Source organism: Candidatus Nitrotoga arctica (genome assembly GCF_918378365.1).
GTDB classification, from domain to species: Bacteria; Pseudomonadota; Gammaproteobacteria; order Burkholderiales; family Gallionellaceae; genus Nitrotoga; species Nitrotoga arctica.
Genome location: NZ_OU912926.1, coordinates 1,648,337 through 1,668,923, shown reverse-complemented (window position 1 = coordinate 1,668,923; position 20,587 = coordinate 1,648,337). Strand labels below are relative to the sequence as shown.

Annotated in this window: 16 protein-coding genes; 13 read left to right on the top strand and 3 right to left on the bottom strand. The window is 50.7% G+C overall.

What is annotated here, in order from left to right; all coding sequences use genetic code 11:
* Positions 1-126: 126 nt before the first annotated feature.
* The 6 genes from recJ (at position 127) to lysS (ending at position 7,474) form a co-directional block, all read left to right on the top strand.
* On the top strand, positions 127-1,824 hold the full coding sequence (gene recJ, locus MKZ32_RS07460; RefSeq protein ID WP_239796702.1) for a single-stranded-DNA-specific exonuclease RecJ: 1,698 nt from the start codon (positions 127-129) through the stop codon (positions 1,822-1,824).
* An 81-nt stretch (positions 1,825-1,905) separates the two neighbouring features.
* Positions 1,906-3,168, top strand: a complete 1,263-nt coding sequence (locus MKZ32_RS07455; protein WP_239796701.1) for an MgtC/SapB family protein — start codon at positions 1,906-1,908, stop codon at positions 3,166-3,168.
* Between the two features lie 68 nt (positions 3,169-3,236).
* Positions 3,237-4,341 (top strand): peptide chain release factor 2 gene (prfB, locus tag MKZ32_RS07450; RefSeq protein ID WP_239796700.1). Its coding sequence is split into 2 segments (ribosomal slippage): positions 3,237-3,317 and positions 3,319-4,341, totalling 1,104 coding nucleotides; the frame shifts between segments, so codons are not numbered across the junction.
* 104 nt (positions 4,342-4,445) lie between these two features.
* Positions 4,446-4,763 carry a DUF3301 domain-containing protein gene (locus tag MKZ32_RS07445; protein WP_239796699.1) on the top strand — a complete coding sequence of 106 codons (318 nt, stop codon included), beginning with the start codon at positions 4,446-4,448 and terminating at the stop codon, positions 4,761-4,763.
* A 39-nt stretch (positions 4,764-4,802) separates the two neighbouring features.
* Positions 4,803-5,633: a hypothetical protein gene (locus MKZ32_RS07440; RefSeq protein WP_239796698.1), complete on the top strand. Its 831-nt coding sequence runs from the start codon at positions 4,803-4,805 to the stop codon at positions 5,631-5,633.
* A 335-nt stretch (positions 5,634-5,968) separates the two neighbouring features.
* The gene (gene lysS, locus MKZ32_RS07435) at positions 5,969-7,474 is read left to right on the top strand and encodes a lysine--tRNA ligase (RefSeq protein ID WP_239796697.1); all 1,506 of its coding nucleotides are present in this window, start codon (positions 5,969-5,971) and stop codon (positions 7,472-7,474) included.
* A gap of 165 nt (positions 7,475-7,639) precedes the next feature.
* On the opposite strand, the gene MKZ32_RS07430 is transcribed toward lysS, so the two are convergent.
* Together MKZ32_RS07430 and MKZ32_RS07425 are read right to left on the bottom strand one after the other, a co-directional pair.
* Entirely contained in the window at positions 7,640-7,783 is a 144-nt protein-coding gene (locus MKZ32_RS07430; protein WP_239796696.1) for a hypothetical protein, read from the bottom strand.
* A 209-nt stretch (positions 7,784-7,992) separates the two neighbouring features.
* Positions 7,993-8,370 carry a class I SAM-dependent methyltransferase gene (locus tag MKZ32_RS07425; protein ID WP_239796695.1) on the bottom strand — a complete coding sequence of 126 codons (378 nt, stop codon included), beginning with the start codon at positions 8,368-8,370 and terminating at the stop codon, positions 7,993-7,995.
* 462 nt (positions 8,371-8,832) lie between these two features.
* Between MKZ32_RS07425 and MKZ32_RS07420 the strand changes: the two genes are divergently transcribed.
* The 7 genes from MKZ32_RS07420 (at position 8,833) to MKZ32_RS07390 (ending at position 16,940) form a co-directional block, all read left to right on the top strand.
* Positions 8,833-10,260, top strand: coding sequence for a UbiA family prenyltransferase (locus MKZ32_RS07420; protein ID WP_239796694.1), 1,428 nt, complete (start codon positions 8,833-8,835; stop codon positions 10,258-10,260).
* On the top strand, positions 10,257-11,573 hold the full coding sequence (locus MKZ32_RS07415; RefSeq protein ID WP_239796693.1) for an FAD-binding oxidoreductase: 1,317 nt from the start codon (positions 10,257-10,259) through the stop codon (positions 11,571-11,573). The genes MKZ32_RS07420 and MKZ32_RS07415 overlap by 4 nt, the downstream gene beginning before the upstream one ends.
* Before the next feature lie 63 nt (positions 11,574-11,636).
* Positions 11,637-13,193, top strand: a complete 1,557-nt coding sequence (locus MKZ32_RS07410; protein WP_239796692.1) for a hypothetical protein — start codon at positions 11,637-11,639, stop codon at positions 13,191-13,193.
* Positions 13,194-13,202: 9 nt separating this feature from the next.
* Positions 13,203-13,940, top strand: a complete 738-nt coding sequence (locus tag MKZ32_RS07405; protein WP_239796691.1) for an SDR family oxidoreductase — start codon at positions 13,203-13,205, stop codon at positions 13,938-13,940.
* A gap of 161 nt (positions 13,941-14,101) precedes the next feature.
* Positions 14,102-14,566, top strand: coding sequence for a GtrA family protein (locus MKZ32_RS07400; RefSeq protein WP_239796690.1), 465 nt, complete (start codon positions 14,102-14,104; stop codon positions 14,564-14,566).
* A 97-nt stretch (positions 14,567-14,663) separates the two neighbouring features.
* Positions 14,664-15,554, top strand: coding sequence for a class I SAM-dependent methyltransferase (locus tag MKZ32_RS07395; RefSeq protein ID WP_239796689.1), 891 nt, complete (start codon positions 14,664-14,666; stop codon positions 15,552-15,554).
* Between the two features lie 96 nt (positions 15,555-15,650).
* The gene (locus tag MKZ32_RS07390; RefSeq protein WP_239796688.1) at positions 15,651-16,940 is read left to right on the top strand and encodes an NAD(P)/FAD-dependent oxidoreductase; all 1,290 of its coding nucleotides are present in this window, start codon (positions 15,651-15,653) and stop codon (positions 16,938-16,940) included.
* A 311-nt stretch (positions 16,941-17,251) separates the two neighbouring features.
* Here MKZ32_RS07390 and MKZ32_RS07385 read toward each other — a convergent pair whose 3' ends face one another.
* Entirely contained in the window at positions 17,252-20,524 is a 3,273-nt protein-coding gene (locus MKZ32_RS07385; RefSeq protein WP_239796687.1) for a fibronectin type III domain-containing protein, read from the bottom strand.
* Positions 20,525-20,587: the final 63 nt, after the last annotated feature.

Genomic DNA, 20,587 nt, shown 5'->3' with positions numbered 1-20,587 from the left:
GTGCTCAAGGAATATTTCCTCTATTAACCAGTTCGACTATATTGCCTCTCTTCTCTTTCCACAAGCAGGGAATATATCCTGTCTCTGCTAAAATCATTCCTCCCTGTCCACATACTGCTTAGCCGCATGATACAAATAAGGCAACGTTCTTACCCAACCGATACTGCACAACAACTTATCGACACTGGCATCACACCGCTATTGGCACGTATTTACGCGGCGCGTGGTATTGGTAATGTGACGCAGTTGGATACCAGCCTGCAATATTTGTTGCCCTTCACGCAACTAAAAAACGCACAAAAAATGGCGTGCTTATTGGCTGATGCCATCGCCACGCAACGCAAGCTGTTAATCGTGGCAGATTATGATGCCGACGGCGCGACCGCCTGTGCTGTGGGGCTGCGTGGTCTAAGTTTATTGGGTGCGCAAGTGGATTTCATCGTGCCTAACCGATTCGAATACGGTTATGGTTTGACGCCGGAGATCGTGCGCCTGGCGGCGCAATCCACCCCCGACATATTAATCACCGTCGACAACGGCATCGCCAGCGTGGAAGGCGTGGCCGAGGCCAACCGATTGGGCATGCAAGTATTGGTCACCGACCACCATCTGCCTGGCGATGCTTTGCCGGATGCTCTTTGCATTGTCAATCCAAACCAACCGGGCTGCAATTTTCCCAGCAAAAATCTTGCAGGGGTTGGTGTCATGTTCTATGTGTTACTCGCATTACGCGCCGAACTGCGGGCTCGCGGCGCATACACAGAACAAGCGGAACCCAACCTAGGCAAGTTACTCGATCTGGTCGCCTTGGGAACAGTTGCAGATGTTGTAAAACTGGATGAAAACAATCGTATTCTGGTACAACAAGGACTCCAGCGCATCCGCTCCCTGCGCGCATGTTGCGGCATCAACGCATTGTTGCAGGTAGCCGGTAAAAATTATGCACAGGTTTCCAGTTATGAGTTGGGCTTTGTCATAGGACCACGGCTGAATGCAGCGGGACGGCTGGAAGATATGAGCTTGGGTATTGCATGTTTGATTAGCGATGATGTCACTGAAGCAGCCAAAATTGCGGCACAACTTGATGCACTAAACCATACGCGGCGCAACATAGAAGCTGATATGCAGCAAGCGGCACTGGCCACGCTGGAACACATCACTCCGACGGACAGTTGCAGTCTCGCGCTGTTTGACGAAACTTGGCACCAGGGTGTTATCGGCATTCTCGCTTCACGTCTGAAAGACCGCTACCATCGTCCCGTCATCGCTTTCGCACGATCGCTAAATGGTGAAATAAAAGGTTCTGGGCGCAGCATCCATGCCCTGCATCTGCGCGATGCACTTGACCTTGTGTCAAAACGCCATCCACATTTGCTGCAAAAATTTGGCGGCCATGCCATGGCGGCAGGTCTTAGCCTGCGCGAGGAGCATTTCGATGAATTTAAGGTCGCCTTTGAAGCCGTAGCTCAAAGCCTGCTTTCCCCAGCCGATCTGACCAAGATTATTGAAACAGATGGTCTGCTCGCAGCCTCCGAATTCACATTAAGCATTGCGCGCAGCCTGGAACAGCAGGTTTGGGGACAAGGTTTCCCGCAGCCATTCTTTGAAGGTGAATTCACTGTAGCAAGCCAGCGCGTGGTTGGCGAAAAACATCTCAAACTAAAACTCACCACGTCAAGTGCAGCATATGATGCCATTCACTTTTTTTGTGTCGATCCCATGCCAGCCGGCATTCGAGCGGTTTTTAACCTGGCAGTCAATGAATACAACGGCACCATCAGCTTGCAACTCATCGTCCGGCACTGGCAAAAAACAGATATATAAAGCCGTATGAGACCGTTTGTTTAAGATCTGAAATGTCGGTTACGCAGGCTTCGTTTAACTTACTATTAAGGCGTTCAAGCGATGAATCATCAAATTTGGCAAAGCAACGGTATTGAGGTCCTGCCACAGTTCCTCGCCAGCCTCGCCATCGGCCTGCTGATCGGCCTGGAACGTGAACGCAGACTTTCGTCCAAAGCGGGACTGAGAACCTTCGCACTGGTTGCACTCTTGGGCACTCTCACCGCCATGCTCTCCAGTAAAATTGGCTCTCCCTGGCTGCTGATTACAGGCTTCTGTATTGTGGGTGTTATGATCATTGCCGCTTATTTCACCAGCCCTACCGAAGACAATGATCCAGGCACCACCACGATTGCCGCTTTACTGCTGTGTTATGCACTCGGCGCATTAATCTGGTATGAACAAACAACATTGGCCGTCATGCTAGCCATAATCACTACTACCCTGCTCTACTTCAAACCCGAACTACGTGGTATGACGAAACGTTTGACGCGCCGCGACCTGGTTTCCATCTTGCAATTTTTGGTACTAACCTTCGTCATCCTGCCAATTCTGCCAAACCAGAACTATGGCCCTTATGAGGCATTCAATCCGCATCAGATCTGGATGATGGTCGTGCTGATTTCCGGGCTAAGTCTAGCGGGTTATGTCGCTCTGCACTGGACGGCTCAACGCTATGGCGCACCATTGCTCGGCTTGCTCGGTGGACTAGTATCCAGCACCGCAACCACATTGGTTTACGCACGCCACGCCAAAACCAGTGAAATCATGGCGCGCCTGTCTGCTGTGGTTATTTTGCTTGCCAGCCAAGTTGTCCTGCTGCGTTTAACAGTGATAAGCGCAGTAGTGTCGCCCGGCTTACTCACCAAACTATTGCCGGTGATGGGGCTCGGCCTTTTGTTTGGACTGGTCGTTACCCTTCTCGACTGGCGCAAATTACATACCTCTTCAGATCTACCCATGCCAAAAACCTCCAACCCGACCGAGATCCCTATCGCTCTAAGCTTCGGTCTGCTTTACGCGGTGGTACTGTTTTTTTCTGCCTGGCTTTCGGATATTGCCGGCAGTGGCGGCCTGTACGTGGTCGCTTTGATCTCCGGACTTACGGACGTGGATGCCATCACACTCTCCAGTCTGCATTTATTCGATTTGGATAAACTGCACGATGATCAGGCAGTAACAGCCATCGCCATCGCTTTCCTGTCCAATATGATATTCAAATTTGGGCTGGTGGTATTTATCGGCGGCATGACCTTGGCAAAACATGTCGCAGCAGGGTTTTTGGCGATGGGAGTCGGTGTTGCGCTGGGCCTGTTTATGCTATAGCTGCCCCTTTAAACTCCGAGCTGAGCTTTCAGTTATAATCGCCCCTTTTTCTGTACTCGACAATACTAATGGAAGCCGAACAACTCAACGCCCTCACCTACCAGTTACAGGACCTTCGTGTTCGTATCACTGAACTACGGAGGTATCTTTGACTTCGATGGCAAACAAGAGCGACTGGCCGAAGTCGTAATCCTCGCTGAGGATCCAGCCATCTGGCAGGACAATAAGCGCTCTCAAGAACTGGGGCGTGAGCGGAAGATGCTTGAAGGCATCGTTCTCACCCTGAATCAGCTAAATCAAGATCTTGATGATACAGCCGAGCTATTTGAAATGGCGTTGGCGGAAAATGACGATGACAGTCTCAATAGCATCGTGCAGGATGTGCAAAAAATGGAGAAAAAAGTGGCGGACATGGAATTCCGCCGCATGTTTTCCAAGCCAATGGATTCCAACAACTGCTTCCTCGACATTCAAGCGGGCTCTGGTGGTACCGAGGCACAAGACTGGGCTTCGATGCTGTTGCGCATGTATCTGCGATACTGCGAAAAAAAGGGCTTCCAAGTGGAAGTATTGGAGCAATCCGATGGCGAAGTAGCCGGTATCAAAGGGGCCGTACTCAAGGTAACTGGCGACTATGCTCATGGCCATTTACGTACCGAGACTGGCGTACACCGACTGGTGCGCAAGTCCCCATTCGACTCCGGAAACCGCCGCCACACCTCTTTTTCCAGCGTATTTGTCTATCCTGAAGTAGATGAATCGATCGAAATCGAAATCAACCCGGCAGACCTGCGCGTGGATACCTACCGCGCAAGTGGTGCGGGCGGACAGCATATCAACAAGACCGATTCAGCGGTGCGCATCACCCACGCACCGACCGGCATTGTGGTGCAATGCCAGAGCGACCGCTCGCAACACCGCAATCGTGCAGAAGCGATGGCAATGCTAAAGTCACGCATGTATGAAGCCGAACTGCGTAAACGCAATGCCGAAAAAAAGGAAATGGAAGATGGAAAAACAGACATCGGCTGGGGACATCAAATCCGTTCTTACGTTCTGGATCAATCGCGCATCAAGGATCTGCGCACCAATGTGGAAATAGGCAACACTCAAGGGGTGCTGGATGGTGACCTTGATGAATTTATTAGTGCCAGTTTGAAGCAAGGGGGCTAATCAGATTGAGCTGGCGCAGGCTAATAATGATGTGCGTCTTTTGAAAAAAATCACATTAGAATCAGTTAAAATTTACCGAATTGATCATTCAGGATTTTCCAACAATGGATACGATAAGTTTATTTCTCCTGCTTTTGTTAGCTGCGCTGGGGTGGTTCTGGTTTGACAGTCTGCGCGCCCTTGAGATCGCCCGGAATATGGGAAAAAATATCTGCAACAATGAAAATTTGCAATTCCTCGACGACACAGTTGCCAACATCGGGCTGGTTCTTGCTCGCGATAAGACGGGGCGAAGGGTATTGCGACGCACCTATCGTTTCTTGTTCAGCGAGACAGGTAACACTCGGCTTGAAGGACAACTGGTCTTACTTGGTGACAAAGTCGAGTCAGTAACGATGGAACCCTATCAAATAATGTCCTGAACAGACAGCCTTTAAGTGAACCTATAGCATCTATAAAATATGAAAAATATTAAATTTCTATTCGAAAATAAAATTCATGGTGCCTTCCAAATTGCTATTACTCGCAAGCTGCACGCTTGCTTTGGCGCGGTGATGGCGCTGGCGTTTGTTCTTGTATCGCCCATGGCCAGCTCGACGAGCTTTACCGTTTATACAACGATCTCACCCATGACGGGTTTATGGTGGAATCAAAATGAATCTGGTTGGGGTGTTGGGCTTACTCAGCAATATGGTGTGATTTTCGCTACGCTCTATACCTACGACTTTGAGGGTAGACCAACGTGGTATGTCGCTTCCAATTGTGCGGTGGCGGCCGATGGGTGTACTGGCGATTTATACGCGGTTACAGGAGGCTCGGCGCTAACAATTCCATGGAACAGCGCTAATAAGATTGTGACTACGGTTGGAACGATCAATTTCGCGTTTACTGATACCAATACTGGCACGATGAAGTATACGATTAACGGTGTATCAGGATCGAAGATGATTACAAGGCAGGTGTTTGCCACTGAGCCGGTTCAGACGGGTCACTTTCCTTTTGACTTCAAAGGTATTCGGCTCAACTCTATGGCATTCAACCCCTTATTGGGCATTATTTGCCAAGCTACGTTGTCATTTACCAATGTGAGCGCCGTCACAGTTTCACCTGCCCTCTTCTTCGATGTAATAGTCGATGGTGACATAACGGGCCAGGTGTCTTTCCTCACCTTTGGACTTGCGCCAGGCGCTACGGCGACTGCAACTACACAACCGGTGGTGAGCAATGGCTCGTATCTGGCATGTGGTACCTTCACACTTCAGTTCAATTCGTCCGCCAGTCAAGTACGTTAGGCCGATGGTGTGGCATCGATAGTATTACGAGGTGATGAGAACATTCACGGAGCCAGACTACGATTTCCGTTTCATGGTAGTTAGCTTCGCACCAGACCGTGTAAAAACGTAGTTGCACCTAACCCCGTTGTGATAATTATTTGTGCCACGCGAGAGTTTTTCCATGCCCTGATTTGCATTGTTAAAATTTGTACGACGACAATGGACAAAGCATTCGGATGTTCCCACCTCTTCGCATATCCTTTCTTAAATTGCACGTAATGTAGCATTCGTGCCACAATCCTGCGCCTTTGAAAGTACTCCTGAATTTTTGATCATAAATTTATCCACACATCATGACTACCGAACCAACCATACCTCAGCAAGACGAAAATCAAATTATCACCGAGCGCCGCGCTAAACTCACTACACTTCGCAAAGAAGGCGTAGCTTTTCCGAATGATTTTGAGCGAAAAAATCTGGCCGGTGATTTGCATGATGCTTACAGCGCAATGAGCCAGGACGAACTGGAAACAGCACATATAAGCGTGGCTGTAGCCGGGCGCATGATGTTAAAGCGCGTAATGGGCAAAGCCAGCTTTGCCACTCTGAATGACATGAGCGGACGCATCCAGCTATTTATTAACAATAGCGATACCGGCGAAGTAGCGCATGATGCATTCAAGCACTATGACCTGGGCGACATTCTTGGTGCAACAGGCGTACTGTTTAAAACCAAAACCGGTGAACTTTCTGTTCGTGTGACCGGGCTGCGTCTGTTGACTAAAGCACTCCGCCCGTTACCGGAAAAATTTCACGGTCTGAGCGACCAGGAACAAAAATATCGTCAACGGCATGTGGATCTCATCACCAATGAAGACACGCGCAATACATTTATTATTCGCTCCAAAGTAATTCAGGCTATACGGGAATTTTTCATACGCCACAATTACCTCGAAGTGGAAACGCCGATGATGCATTCCATTCCGGGCGGCGCATCGGCCAAGCCCTTTATCACGCACCACAATGCCCTGGATATGCAGCTATATCTGCGCATCGCGCCGGAGCTATATCTCAAGCGGCTGGTGGTGGGTGGGTTTGAGAAGGTATTCGAAATCAACCGCAACTTTCGCAACGAGGGGCTTTCTACCCGACATAACCCCGAGTTCACCATGATCGAATTTTATGAAGCCTATCGGGATTATCGATATCTAATGGACTTCACCGAGAAGCTGTTTAGCGAAGTGGCGCGCAAGGTGCTGGGCACCACCGTATTCTCCTATCAGGGACGTGAGCTCGACTTGGGGCAACCGTTCCATCGACTGACCATTGCACAGGCAATTCAGAAATATCATCCGCAGTTTTCTGACGAGCAACTGAATGACCGCGATTTCCTCATCAACGAATTACAAGACCTGAAGGCCAAATACAGGGCGGCGGATGGTGTGGGCGGACTGCAACTTTCGCTGTTTGAAGAGCTGACTGAGCATCAGTTATTCGAGCCAACTTTCATCATCGACTATCCCGCAGAAGCCTCGCCACTGGCGCGCCGCAGTGATACGCGCCCGGAAATTACCGAGCGATTTGAACTATTTATGGTGGGACGCGAAATCGCCAATGGCTTCTCTGAGTTGAATGACCCGGAAGACCAGGAAGCGCGCTTTGATGCGCAGGTAACGGCTCGGGAAGCAGGTGACGAAGAAGCCATGTTCAAGGACAGCGATTATATTCGCGCGCTGGAGTATGGTCTGCCACCCACCGCCGGAGAAGGCATCGGAATAGACCGGCTGGTGATGCTGCTTACCAATAGTCCCAGCATCCGCGATGTAATTTTATTTCCGCAAATGCGTCCCGAAAGATAACGAAATAACGGCTCTGCGTGATCTAGAATGGATAGCCAACTTTCAACCTCCCGCAATCGGTTTGATTATTTTCACCCACTTGGCGTATATCGCAACAATCTGCGCCTAGGACAAGCAGAATACATGCTCGTCCAACCAGTTGTCTTCGAAGGTCTTTGAAATTATTCAGCGTTGGCGTGAATCCGATAGTTGGACAGTTTCGTCAGTTAGGCGGTCACGCTCCCCGGCGATGTCCTGTCCAGTGTTGCCGACGATCTCGGCAATTACGTTGATCAGTGGTACATTCATCTGAGTAAGTGCTTTCTTCATGCCTTACCTGCCTTGCTTGCTCCTTTACCAAGATATCGCGCTGCCGCGAGTTGGCGCGGCTTAGCACACGATCACCCAGTAGGCCGAAGAGAGCGCCCAACAGTGATCCGCTCATAATTACTGGCTATTGGCAATTCAACACCTCCGATTTTCTGCTGCATTGGGATGCATTACTGTTCGCTCTCGTTTTCGCATTGCCAATGATCGCATTAATCATTTGCTATCTTTCTTGCAATTAGAACAAACTGACCACCTAAAAGATTCCATATTGGTGGAAAAGCCAAATATAGCCTTACTAGAATGGGCCACTGAGGTAATCGACTAGAAGTCGAGAAAGGGACAAATTTTGGAATCAGCTCTTCAACCATAAATCCTGCTTTTTCAAAAGCCTCTTTGCAGGACAAATGACTTAATGGCAAAACACGATCGTAGTAATCCCAATACTTGCCTGGCTCATAGTGTATATTTCGCTGCATTGCCACATATCGCCCATTAGGCTTCAATACACGTAACGCCTCTTTTAAAACATCGTCCATTGCTTGCCTATCAGGAAGATGCTCAAAAAAAGTTGCTGCTAAGACACACATCAATGGAATTCCGTATCTCTTAACTTACTCATTATGCGGCATCCTTCAACTATGCCGCAGACCACTTTTACTGCATCGGAATTTTGATCTGATGGTGGTTTAAGTTTAAATAGTGCGATGAGATCACGTCTTGTAAATTGATTTAGATGAATTATGGGACAGCAGTGAGTCTGCCCCCATTTATTTGCATTTATTGGCGTATTGATTTGCCATTGATTTCGAGCTGACAAACAGTCTGTTATTGGTTGCTTAAGTAATTAATTTATTGCAAAATAAGTCAGCAATTAAATTGGTGGCAATAATGTCGTTGCTTTAGAAAAAGTAAAATCGTAGAGAAACTCAGGGCAGCAGATACTTTTTGTTAGTGCCTGAGTCAATCTGTATGAATTTATTTCCAATTGCCCAAAAGCAATATTTTGCGGTCAAATACAATCCGGCCTGCTTTACCGACAAAGCAACTTTATGCTAATCAATCGCCCTTTAATCGTCGATCTTGACGGCACACTTCTGCGTTCGGACATGTTAGTCGAGTCCACGTTTGCCTTTCTTCGGCAGAATCCAATTCGGGCATTGATACCACTTTTCTGGTTGTCGGCTGGCAAAGCAAACCTGAAAACAAAATTGGCGGCAGCAGTGTCACTTGATGTCACTTTGCTTCCATATGACAGGCAGGTCATTGCCTTTCTTGAACAGGAAAAAGCGGGGGGACGAACCCTGATTCTGGCTACAGCTAGCCATCAAGATTACGCGGACGCGATCGCGACCCATCTTGGCCTGTTTGCTCGTGTTCTGGCTACATACGGGGATATCAATCTTTCAGCCCGCACCAAACGGGATGTCTTGGTCCGTGAATATGGGGAGAAGGGTTTCGACTATGTGGGTAATTCAAGGGATGACTTGAAGGTGTGGGCATCGGCTCACAAGGCTTATCTTGCCAATCCTGAATTTGGGGTCGAGGCTGCGGCCACGCGGCTCGGTAACGTGGAGCAAGTGATACGCACCACTGCCCACCCCTGGCGCGCCTGGATAAAACAGTTGCGCTTGCATCAATGGGTCAAAAATGCACTGCTTTTCGTGCCGTTGCTGGCGTCACATCGGGTCGGCGAACTCGACCTTCTGGTTTACGGTATGCTTGCCTTTGTATTTTTCGGCCTGTGCGCCTCCAGCGTCTATCTGCTCAATGATCTGCTGGATATAGAAGATGACCGCCAGCACCCCAGCAAGCGTCTACGCCCGCTGGCCTCTGGTATGGTACCGATCAAGGCGGCCTTGCTCGTGTTTCCGGCACTGCTATTGGGTGCATTCGCCGGGGCGGCGTGGCTGCTGCCATGGAAATTCACGCTGACGCTGGCTTCTTACTACGCCTTAACTCTGGCTTATTCCCTCGTGCTGAAACGGATCATGACGGTGGATGTCATTACCCTGGCGATGCTATACACCATGCGTATTGTCGCCGGTACCTTCGCATTCGATGTCAGTCTGACCTTCTGGATGCTGGCATTTTCGATGTTCCTGTTCCTCAGCCTGGCTATGGTCAAACGCTACGGGGAATTACGCGAGTCGCGCAGCAAAGGCAAGACTGAGCTGACCCACGGGCGCGGCTACTACCCGGGTGACCTAGAAATGATCTCCTCTCAGGGTGTGGCGTCCGGCTATCTAGCCGTGATGGTACTGGCGCTATACATTCAGGATCAAAACACTCTTGCGCTGTACCACCATCCCCAGGTCATCTGGCTGGCTTGCCCCTTACTGCTCTACTGGATCACCCGCATCTGGATGATCGCCCATCGGGGCTGGATGCACGACGACCCCGTGGTCTTCGCCATGAAAGATCGCAACAGCCTGCTTCTCGGTGTACTTTTCGCTGTCGTTTTCTGGTTCGCCACATGAGCTACAGCCTTCAATCGTGGGGACGCTACCCATCTCATCCGCAAACAGCCAAACCTTGTTACTGGCGTGCGGACTTGCAGCAAACACTGGCTGACATGGCGGCACAACACGGCACCTTGCTGCCCTTCGGTAATGGCCGTTCATATGGCGACAGTTGCTTGGCGACCAGCGGCCATGCGCTGCACATGCGACCGCTTGACCGTTTTATTTCTGCAAACTGGGAGAGCGGCTTAATTCGTGCCGAGGCTGGGGTGACCCTGGGCGAATTGCTCGCCCTTGCCATCCCCCAAGGCTGGTTCCTGCCGGTGACTCCCGGCACCCAGTTCGTCACATTGGGGGGTGCGCTAGCCAATGACGTGCATGGCAAGAATCACCATGTTCGAGGAACCTTCGGCTGCCATGTGCCACGTTTTGGACTGATCAGAAGCGATCGGCCTCCTTTGGTCTGTTCCCGTCAGGAAAACGCCGAATTGTATGCGGCAACCATAGGCGGGTTGGGCCTGACCGGCATCATCGAATGGCTAGAACTGCAACTGGTACCCATCCGCTCCAGCCTGATCGACGCTACCCATGTGCGCTTCGGTTCCCTAGAGGAGTTCTTTGTCCTCTCGGCGGAACTGGATCCCAAGCATGAGTTCGCTGTGTCGTGGATCGACTGCCTGGCCAGGGGCAAATCGGTCGGACGAGGGATCTATATGGCGGCCAATCATGCCGAGGAAGGGCCACTGGTTTTTGCCAACCCATGCAAACTAAATGTCCCCCTAACGCCACCGTTTTCCGCGATCAACCGACTGTCATTGCGCCTGTTGAACTCCGCCTACTACGGGGGCCACCGGGATGGCCGACATAACAGCCGTATCAGCTACGAACCGTTCTTTTATCCTTTAGACCGCATCCTTAACTGGAACCGCATTTATGGACCACGCGGTTTCCAGCAATACCAGTGCGCAATTCCGGAAGGTAATGCGGCGGCGGCGACCCGTGAGCTGCTTGATGCCATCGCAGCCGCGCATAGCGGCTCCTTCCTGGCGGTGTTGAAGCGCTTCGGTGACGTGGCATCGCCCGGGCTGCTCTCGTTCCCCCTGCCTGGCGCAACACTGGCCCTGGATTTTCCGCAACAGGGCGAAATTACTGCACGCCTGTTCTCGCGACTGGATACCATCGTGCGTGAGGCCGGGGGTCGACTATATCCGGCCAAGGATGCGCACATGAGTGGTGCGGATTTTAGAAACGCATATCCGGCATGGGCGCAATATGAAGGGCTGCGTGATCCTGTGCTGTCATCTCGATTCTGGGAAAGGGTGACCACATAATGAAGATGGCAATCAAGACGTGGTTCACCTCTACCAATCATAAGTGTATTTCCGCATAACAACATGAAAGCCTCATCCATGTCGAATTTCTCTAGGTTTTTTGTTAATCAAAGACAGGGCATTGCGCCGCCACTCATTCGCTTGTCGCTAGGTTCAGCGCTGACTGCCCTAGTCTTATGGCTCGCCATGAATGCTTTTGGCCCAATTCTTATCGAGCAGGCCTACCAAGGTCGCTCCCTCGCAATCCTCAATTCCATGATCACTGGTCAAGGAGATCATCCAGTTTCAGAATATATCTCGGCCTTCTTAGACCTCGCACGCACCGGATTTTTCTGCCTGTTAGCCCTTGCTGGGACGCTGTATCTCTTGGCAAATGGTATCAAGCATCAGGCACACCGACACTCGGTTACACATCTCAATGCCATTGTGTTCGTACTGTTGTGCGCCCTTATCGTGCTGCGCGATCCGACATTATTTACGGGACCGCGCTTCTGGGCAGAGGAAGCGACTGTCTTTTTTCGGACGGCATATCTTGACACCGCATGGGATGCCCTGATTGCCCCTCATCAGGGATACTATATGTTATGGGCCAATTTGGCGGGGCTTCTAGCAACCATACCTCCTCTGAAATATGCCCCAGTTGTCACTACCGGTATGTCATTGCTTATCCTGCTGCTGATACTGGTGGTAATAATGAAAAGCGAATCTGTTGCGCTCGACTCGACCCTGAAAAAGGCTATAGCTGGCGTAGCTGTTCTAGTGGTCGGCGCCACTGGTGAGATTTGGCTTACATCTATCAACAGTCAATACTATATAACTTTGCTGGTGTTTCTAATCCTCATTGATAAAAAACACAACAATGAAAAACACCGAATAGAGTATTTCGTCACAGTGTTAGCCGGGTTATCCAGTGTAGCCGCCAATTTTCTCGCCCCCTTGTTCTTACTGCGCTATTTGCATCGGCGCGAAAAGGCAGACCTTGTTTTATTCTTCATCCTCGCTTCGACAGTAGCCATTCAACTTGTTGCAATCGGATACTCATCACTTGTACTTGGGGACTTGGCCTATGCACACCCGAGCCAAGCTCGCTTTTCATCGCAATTCCATGCACTTTCTGTCCTGCACAAGGTCGTCTATTACGCGGTCGTCTACCCTCTTTTCAGCGACTCTGGGGCATGGGGCTGGTTTGGAGCTGCAGTATTATTAATTACTGCATATCTTGCAAGACGAATATTGCGTGATCAATGGGAATTTTATGTAGCTATATTGCTGCTGACAGCTCTATCGGTTGTATCTTCATTGGGCATGCAGGGGGGGCCGAGATATGCATATCCAGTTGCTGTGATTTTGGCGTTATTGCTTGTGGCCTATAGCTCTGATTTGAGGATACCAAGGGTAGCGAGGGTAACTGCCGGCATTCTGCTCTCTGCATCAATTGCGTACTGGTCATGGCACTATAAGAGCGGGATGGACAATTTCCGTAATCCGCGTTGGCCTGCTTGGTCAGATGAGGTGAAAGCATGGGGGTTGGATCCGGGCAGAAAATTGCAGGCACATCCGGTTTGGGATAGCCAAACCGCCATCGGTCTGGTCTGGTCTGTCGAATTGCCACCTAAGTGAGTTAGAAAAATGCAAAAAATTCTCGTAATAGGCGCAACTTCCGCCATTGCCACCGCCTGTGCACGGCGTTGGGCCGTTCATGGTGCAATCTTCTTTCTGGTAGGTAGAACAGCCGAAAAACTCGGCCAGGTTGCCGATGACCTGGCTGCACGGGGCGCAACCGTCTATACCCATGTGCTAGACCTGAACCGTTTTGATCAACACTCAGCCATGCTGGATGCCTGTTACGCAGCGTTGGGGCAGATTGATATCGCCCTTATCGCCCACGGCACTCTGCCTGACCAGAAGGCTTGCGAACAGGATGCTCAACTCGCAATACAAGAGTTCACCAACAACGCCCTGAGCGTGATCGCCCTGCTCACTGAATTGGCCAACCGCATGGAAGCGCAGAAGTCCGGCTGCATCGCGGTAATTTCCTCGGTGGCGGGTGATCGCGGGCGACCCTCCAACTACCTCTATGGCGCAGCCAAGGGCGCGGTAACTAATTTTTGCAGCGGTCTACGGGGCAGGCTGTTCAAGTCTGGCGTGCAGGTACTGACCATCAAGCCCGGTTTCGTCGATACCCCCATGACTAAGGACTTGGCTCTGCCCAAGCTGTTGCTGGTAACACCAGACAAGGTGGCGCAAGACATCGTGCGCGCGGTGGAGAAGCGGCGCGACACCCTATACACCCCCTGGTTCTGGCGCTTCATCATGCTGATCATCATCCATATCCCCGGCGGAATCTTTAGGCGCATGACTATGTGAGCGCAAGCAGTAAGCCACTCTGAAGGGGAAAAGCGCTTCCAATTGAAAGTAAAATGGTTGAAGAATGGTTTTCGGATGTTGATTGTTAATCCATTTCCAAGGGAAAATGTAGCGGCGGCATCAATGATGCAGCTTCATCAATGAGATAAAAGGTATTTATTTTGAGTCGTCGGTTGCCAAACTTTCCAAGATCAATTAATCAGATTCTCAGCATATTCAATCGACAGGCAGAATTTGTGCGTTATGTCATTAGCGGAGGCACAGCTACCGTGGTGAATTTAGCCGCCATATGGCTTTCAAGGCAAATCACAAATTATGAAATCTCTGTTTTTATTGGCGCTATAGCCGGCACAATAACCACTTATTTACTTACAAAAATATTCGTATTTAACGCCAATAGCAAGGCTTTTGATCATTCTGAGATCATGCGGTTTTTGTCTGTTCACGCTGTGGTTTGCATGCAAATCTGGCTTGTTTCTGTATCGATTGAACGATGGGTGCTGCCGGTTTACTGGACTAGCAATCTCAGAGAAGCCCTTGCTAGCATGATAGGTGTTGGCTCAGTCGTGTTTACTGGATTTTTTCTGCATCGAAATGTGACATTTCGAACAGACCTTAAACTGTGACAGTAATGCTTCCAGTTCCATCATTGGGAAAAATTTCGTTAATGACCATGCCAATCCGGCCTTTACAATAGCGCACTAAATTGTAGGAATTAATATTATGCTTCGTGATGTGACATGCATTGTGTGTAGAGAAACAGAGTACGCGCAAATCTACAAATCTACTTTCAATGGTTCGGCAGAAACTGCTTCAGATTATTTCCTTTCTCACCGCAAGAGAGTAGCTCATGGTCAGATTGTCCGTTGTGATAATTGTGGGTTTGTTTACACCAGCCCCCAGTTCACTCCCGCGGAGTATGATTCCATTTATCAGCAGGCCCCAAAAGGGCCTCCTGATTCTCATGACTTGCAAGAGGCTGGGAATATCAGGTTTTCACGACTTGCCAAAATGGTACAGCAATATGTCAAACCCGGCCCTTTTTTGGATCTCGGTTGTGGAACAGGAGGTTTCCTCGATGTTATTAACGATAACCGCGGACTTGGTTTTGAGGTGGGACAATTGGGTAGGCGCCAGTCTGAAAAGGGTCACCAGATCATAACGGGCAACTTTTTCGATTTACAAGGGCAGGATCCTTTTACAGATGAGGTGTTCTCTTTTATTACCGCTATTGATGTATTCGAACATCTCCCAGACTTGCCGCGCTACTTAGGGCGTCTGCGTCTATTGATCCGAGCTGAGGGACATCTTGTTATCACAGTGCCCAATGTCAATAGCGTTGTTGCGAAGTTAACAGGGGAACGATGGAATATGATATTACTTGAACATTTGTGGTATTTCTCACCCAAGACCCTGCGGCTCATCATGGAACGCCATGGTTTTAAGCATGTTTTTACATCATCCATGCCTTACGAGGCTCCCCTTTCCCATGTTTTCAATCGTTTCTCACAGACCTACCAGATGACTCAGTTGAAGCTCCCAAAGTGGATAGGTTCTTTTACAATTCCTGTGCCAATTGGTTTAATGGCGTCAGTATTTCGTCGTGTTGACTAAAGTTGACGTAATGATGTGCGGCATCCCAAGCAGTATTAAGCCGTGCAAATCGCGCGTTCTAGTTTATTGCCACTTCAATTCCAATCCAATGCCATTATGACAGCACATACTATTGCGGTTCTCGGTGCCGGCCCCATGGGCTTGGCGGTCGCTTATCAACTGGCGCGCGATGGTCATCATCCAGTGTTGTTCGAAGCCGATGACCGGGTTGGCGGCATGACCGCCATCTTCGACTTCAATGGCCTCGATATTGAGCGCTATTACCACTTCCATTGCATTTCAGACTCCGCCTTTTTGCAGATGCTCGACGAATTGGGCATCGCCGACAAGATGCACTGGGTGGAAACGAAGATGGGGTATTTCTATCAGGGTGCGCTGCATCCTTGGGGCAACCCCGTGGCCTTGCTCAAGTTTCCCGGCTTGAGCCTGATCGCTAAGTTTCGCTATGGCCTGCATGCTTTTCTTTCCACTAAGCGCAAAGATTGGCGTCCGCTGGATACGCTGGAAGCTACCTCATGGATCAAGCGCTGGGTCGGTGAGGAGGCCTTCGAGGTACTCTGGCGCAAACTGTTTGATTACAAGTTTTACGACTATGCCTATGGACTCTCGGCGGCGTGGATCTGGAGCCGCATTCGCCGCATTGGGCGTTCACGCTATAACCTGTTCAGAGAAAAACTGGGTTATCTGGAAGGTGGATCGAACACCTTGTTGCAGGCATTGAAGGCCGATATAGAACGTCACGGCGGCGAGATTCGCCTGTCTTCGCCGGTGTCGCGAGTGGTGATGGAGGGCGGTGTGGTCAAGGGCATCCAGCAAGGCGATCAATTTCATGCTTTCAACAAGGTCATCAGCACCGTGCCCCTCCCTTATGTGTCTCGCCTTATGCCCGACTTGCCGCTAGATATCCTGCAAACATTCCAAGAGTTGAAGAACATAGCCGTGGTTTGCGTGATCGCCAAGCTAAAGAAATCGGTGACGGAGAATTTCTGGCTGAACACCAACGATCCGGAAATGGATATCCCCGGTCTGGTCGAGTATACCAATCTGCGGCCGCTGGCGAATCATATCGTCTATGTGCCGTTCTATATGCCCGGTGAGCATCCAAAGTTTTCAGAGCCGGACAGCGCCTTTCTGGTCAAGGTGCGGCGCTACCTGTGTAAGATCAATCCGGCGTTGACGGATGACGATTTCATCGAGTTGCGCGCCAGCCGTTACCGTTATGCCCAACCCATCTGCGAGCCGGGCCATCTCGACCGGCTGCCGCCGGTTGCCCTGCCGGTGAAGGGCCTGTGGGTAGCGGATACGTCCTACTATTATCCCGAAGATCGGGGTATCTCTGAGAGCATTGGCTTCGGCCGCAACGTGGCGAAAATGGCGACTGCGTGATCCGCGCTTCCTTCCCGACAGTTTGGTTATTCCTGCTAACTGGCGTCACTGCGGCGGCGGTCAATTTCTTCAGTCGTCTTCTCTATAACCACTGGCTGGACTATTCCTCGTCTATCATTGTCGCTTACCTGTCGGCATGGTGACGGCCTTTGTGCTAGCGCGCCTGTTCGTGTTCAGAATCCAGTCAGGACTAGCGTCATTCCGCTATGATCTTCACCCTGATCAACATGGACGCGGTAACACAGATTTGGACCATCAGTATGGGACCCTGAATTCCGAATTACTTAACGCGCTCATTATCGGTGATCGTATCAGGGGCCAACGGGCGAGGCAACGCCCCATGCCTCGATTTCAATGATGCGGGAGTAGCCGGCTAGCACGCTGGTGACGTTTATCCGAATCTGGTTAGTGGTGAACGCAGCAAAGCTTACTGTGCGCTTGACCAGATTGTTTCCGCTTACCGTAGCAAGGGTGGTCCAGGCCGATCCATTCCAGCCCTGGATTGTAAATCCGGTTATACCTCCCAGGCTAAAGGTGAGTATATCGGTCGGTTCGTTCCCGTCAGTGTAGTTGTCCTGAATCGTATAGACCACCACGCGATCGATCGTTTTCGTGCCGTTGAAGTTGATTTGCACCCAGTCGGGTTGCGTGTTGATTGTTGCATCATTCCAGCCACCTCCATTACCCCAGGTGGCACCGGTGCACTGGCCGTCGTTAACCGCCGCCACCGGGAAAGCACTGCTGTAGGTACTTGATGCCGAAGCCACCGCCCCGACGCTGGCGAGCGCCACGTTGCTACTCGACGTGGCTGACATCGTCGTTGCCGAACCCGGATTTGACTGCACTGAGCAGTTGTTTGCAGCATCACACGCCGCTAATGTATAGCTATAACTGGACGATGCAGTCAGACCCGTATCGTTATAGCTCGTCGTAGCCGGGCTTCCAACTAGAACGCCCCCTCGATAAACTTTGTAGCCCGTTACGCCCACATTGTCCGTCGAGGCCGTCCAACTCAGATTTATTTGAGCAGAACTAACGGGCGTGGCAGAAAGGCCGGTCGGTACAGCAGGGGGGGTCGTGTCAGGGACAACAGGCGAGGCAACGCCCCATGCCTCGATTTCAATGATGCGGGAGTAGCCGGCTAGCACGCTGGTGACGTTTATCCGAATCTGGTTAGTGGTGAACGCAGCAAAGCTTACTGTGCGCTTGACCAGATTGTTTCCGCTTACCGTAGCAAGGGTGGTCCAGGCCGATCCATTCCAGCCCTGGATTGTAAATCCGGTTATACCTCCCAGGCTAAAGGTGAGTATATCGGTCGGTTCGTTCCCGTCAGTGTAGTTGTCCTGAATCGTATAGACCACCACGCGATCGATCGTTTTCGTGCCGTTGAAGTTGATTTGCACCCAGTCGGGTTGCGTGTTGATTGTTGCATCATTCCAGCCACCTCCATTACCCCAGGTGGCACCGGTGCACTGGCCGTCGTTAACCGCCGCCACCGGGAAAGCACTGCTGTAGGTACTTGATGCCGAAGCCACCGCCCCGACGCTGGCGAGCGCCACGTTGCTACTCGACGTGGCTGACATCGTCGTTGCCGAACCCGGATTTGACTGCACTGAGCAGTTGTTTGCAGCATCACACGCCGCTAATGTATAGCTATAACTGGACGATGCAGTCAGACCCGTATCGTTATAGCTCGTCGTAGCCGGGCTTCCAACTAGAACGCCCCCTCGATAAACTTTGTAGCCCGTTACGCCCACATTGTCCGTCGAGGCCGTCCAACTCAGATTTATTTGAGCAGAACTAACGGGCGTGGCAGAAAGGCCGGTCGGTACAGCAGGGGGGGTCGTGTCAGGGACAACAGGCGAGGCAACGCCCCATGCCTCGATTTCAATGATGCGGGAGTAGCCGGCTAGCACGCTGGTGACGTTTATCCGAATCTGGTTAGTGGTGAACGCAGCAAAGCTTACTGTGCGCTTGACCAGATTGTTTCCGCTTACCGTAGCAAGGGTGGTCCAGGCCGATCCATTCCAGCCCTGGATTGTAAATCCGGTTATACCTCCCAGGCTAAAGGTGAGTATATCGGTCGGTTCGTTCCCGTCAGTGTAGTTGTCCTGAATCGTATAGACCACCACGCGATCGATCGTTTTCGTGCCGTTGAAGTTGATTTGCACCCAGTCGGGTTGCGTGTTGATTGTTGCATCATTCCAGCCACCTCCATTACCCCAGGTGGCACCGGTGCACTGGCCGTCGTTAACCGCCGCCACCGGGAAAGCACTGCTGTAGGTACTTGATGCCGAAGCCACCGCCCCGACGCTGGCGAGCGCCACGTTGCTACTCGACGTGGCTGACATCGTCGTTGCCGAACCCGGATTTGACTGCACTGAGCAGTTGTTTGCAGCATCACACGCCGCTAATGTATAGCTATAACTGGACGATGCAGTCAGACCCGTATCGTTATAGCTCGTCGTAGCCGGGCTTCCAACTAGAACGCCCCCTCGATAAACTTTGTAGCCCGTTACGCCCACATTGTCCGTCGAGGCCGTCCAACTCAGATTTATTTGAGCAGAACTAACGGGCGTGGCAGAAAGGCCGGTCGGTACAGTAGGTGATAAATTGTCTGCGCCACAATTTCCACCAACCGTACCCGTTCCATCCATTTTAAACGTGGCCGAAGCCGCACATCCAGCCGTGATAGAAAACTGTGTCGGTGTATTTCCCCCAAGCACAACGGGGGCTATCGCTACCCCATTATTATAAAGTGGTGGCTGAAAAGAAAGATCTGAGGATGTTTCCGAGTAGGGGCCAACACTGGAGCCAGCAGTAAATGCTGTATGAATTACTTCTGCATGCAGTGTGTAGCTACCAGGGGGTAGCAGCAATTTAAAGTAGCCGGTATTTTGACTAAGATAGTCCGAAACATAACTAAATACTTTATTGGTATTTACTTCCCTAGCCCAGATATTGGCGCCACGGATAGGCGTGCCATTGGCTTGAGTAAAACTTCCCGTAAGCTGGCCATAGATACTGGCCAGGGTTGCATCAGGATAAAGAGCGCTTACTGCGGCAGTGTCATCTTCGTGTAGAGAAGTGAAGCTCCGGTAGGCAATGGGGTACATTAATGGATAATTTGAATTCACTAGTCCTTGTGAATTATCCAGTTGAGAGTGATCCAACCCGATCAAGTGCCCCGTTTCATGGGCAAGTACGACTTTCATAGTAGTGTCGTTTACGGAGATGTAGCCGCTGATCACCGCGCGGCCTTCCGTATATGCACACTGTGTACCGTTATTGTTCCAAGCAGAACCCGCAAAACCAAGTACGCTATTTTTTGCACCCACACCGAATATGGAATCAATAATGGATCCATCGTTGTCATAAATCACCGGATTCAACCCATCCGAAAAATTATACAAGAAGGTCGAATAATTACTGCTGGTAACATCCACTGGAAGATCTGGCCCGCGCGAGAGCGTTACTGTTGATGTAGCCACATTAGTCCATAGGGATACCGCCTCTGTAACCAGTGCATCTGCTTGTGCTTTAGTACGGGAACCAAGAATTCCTTGATCATAGTTAAGCGTCACTGAGCCAGCCCCTGGATATTTTGTTGGAAGCTGATAACAAACCGCTAACGGTCCGCCAGCAAA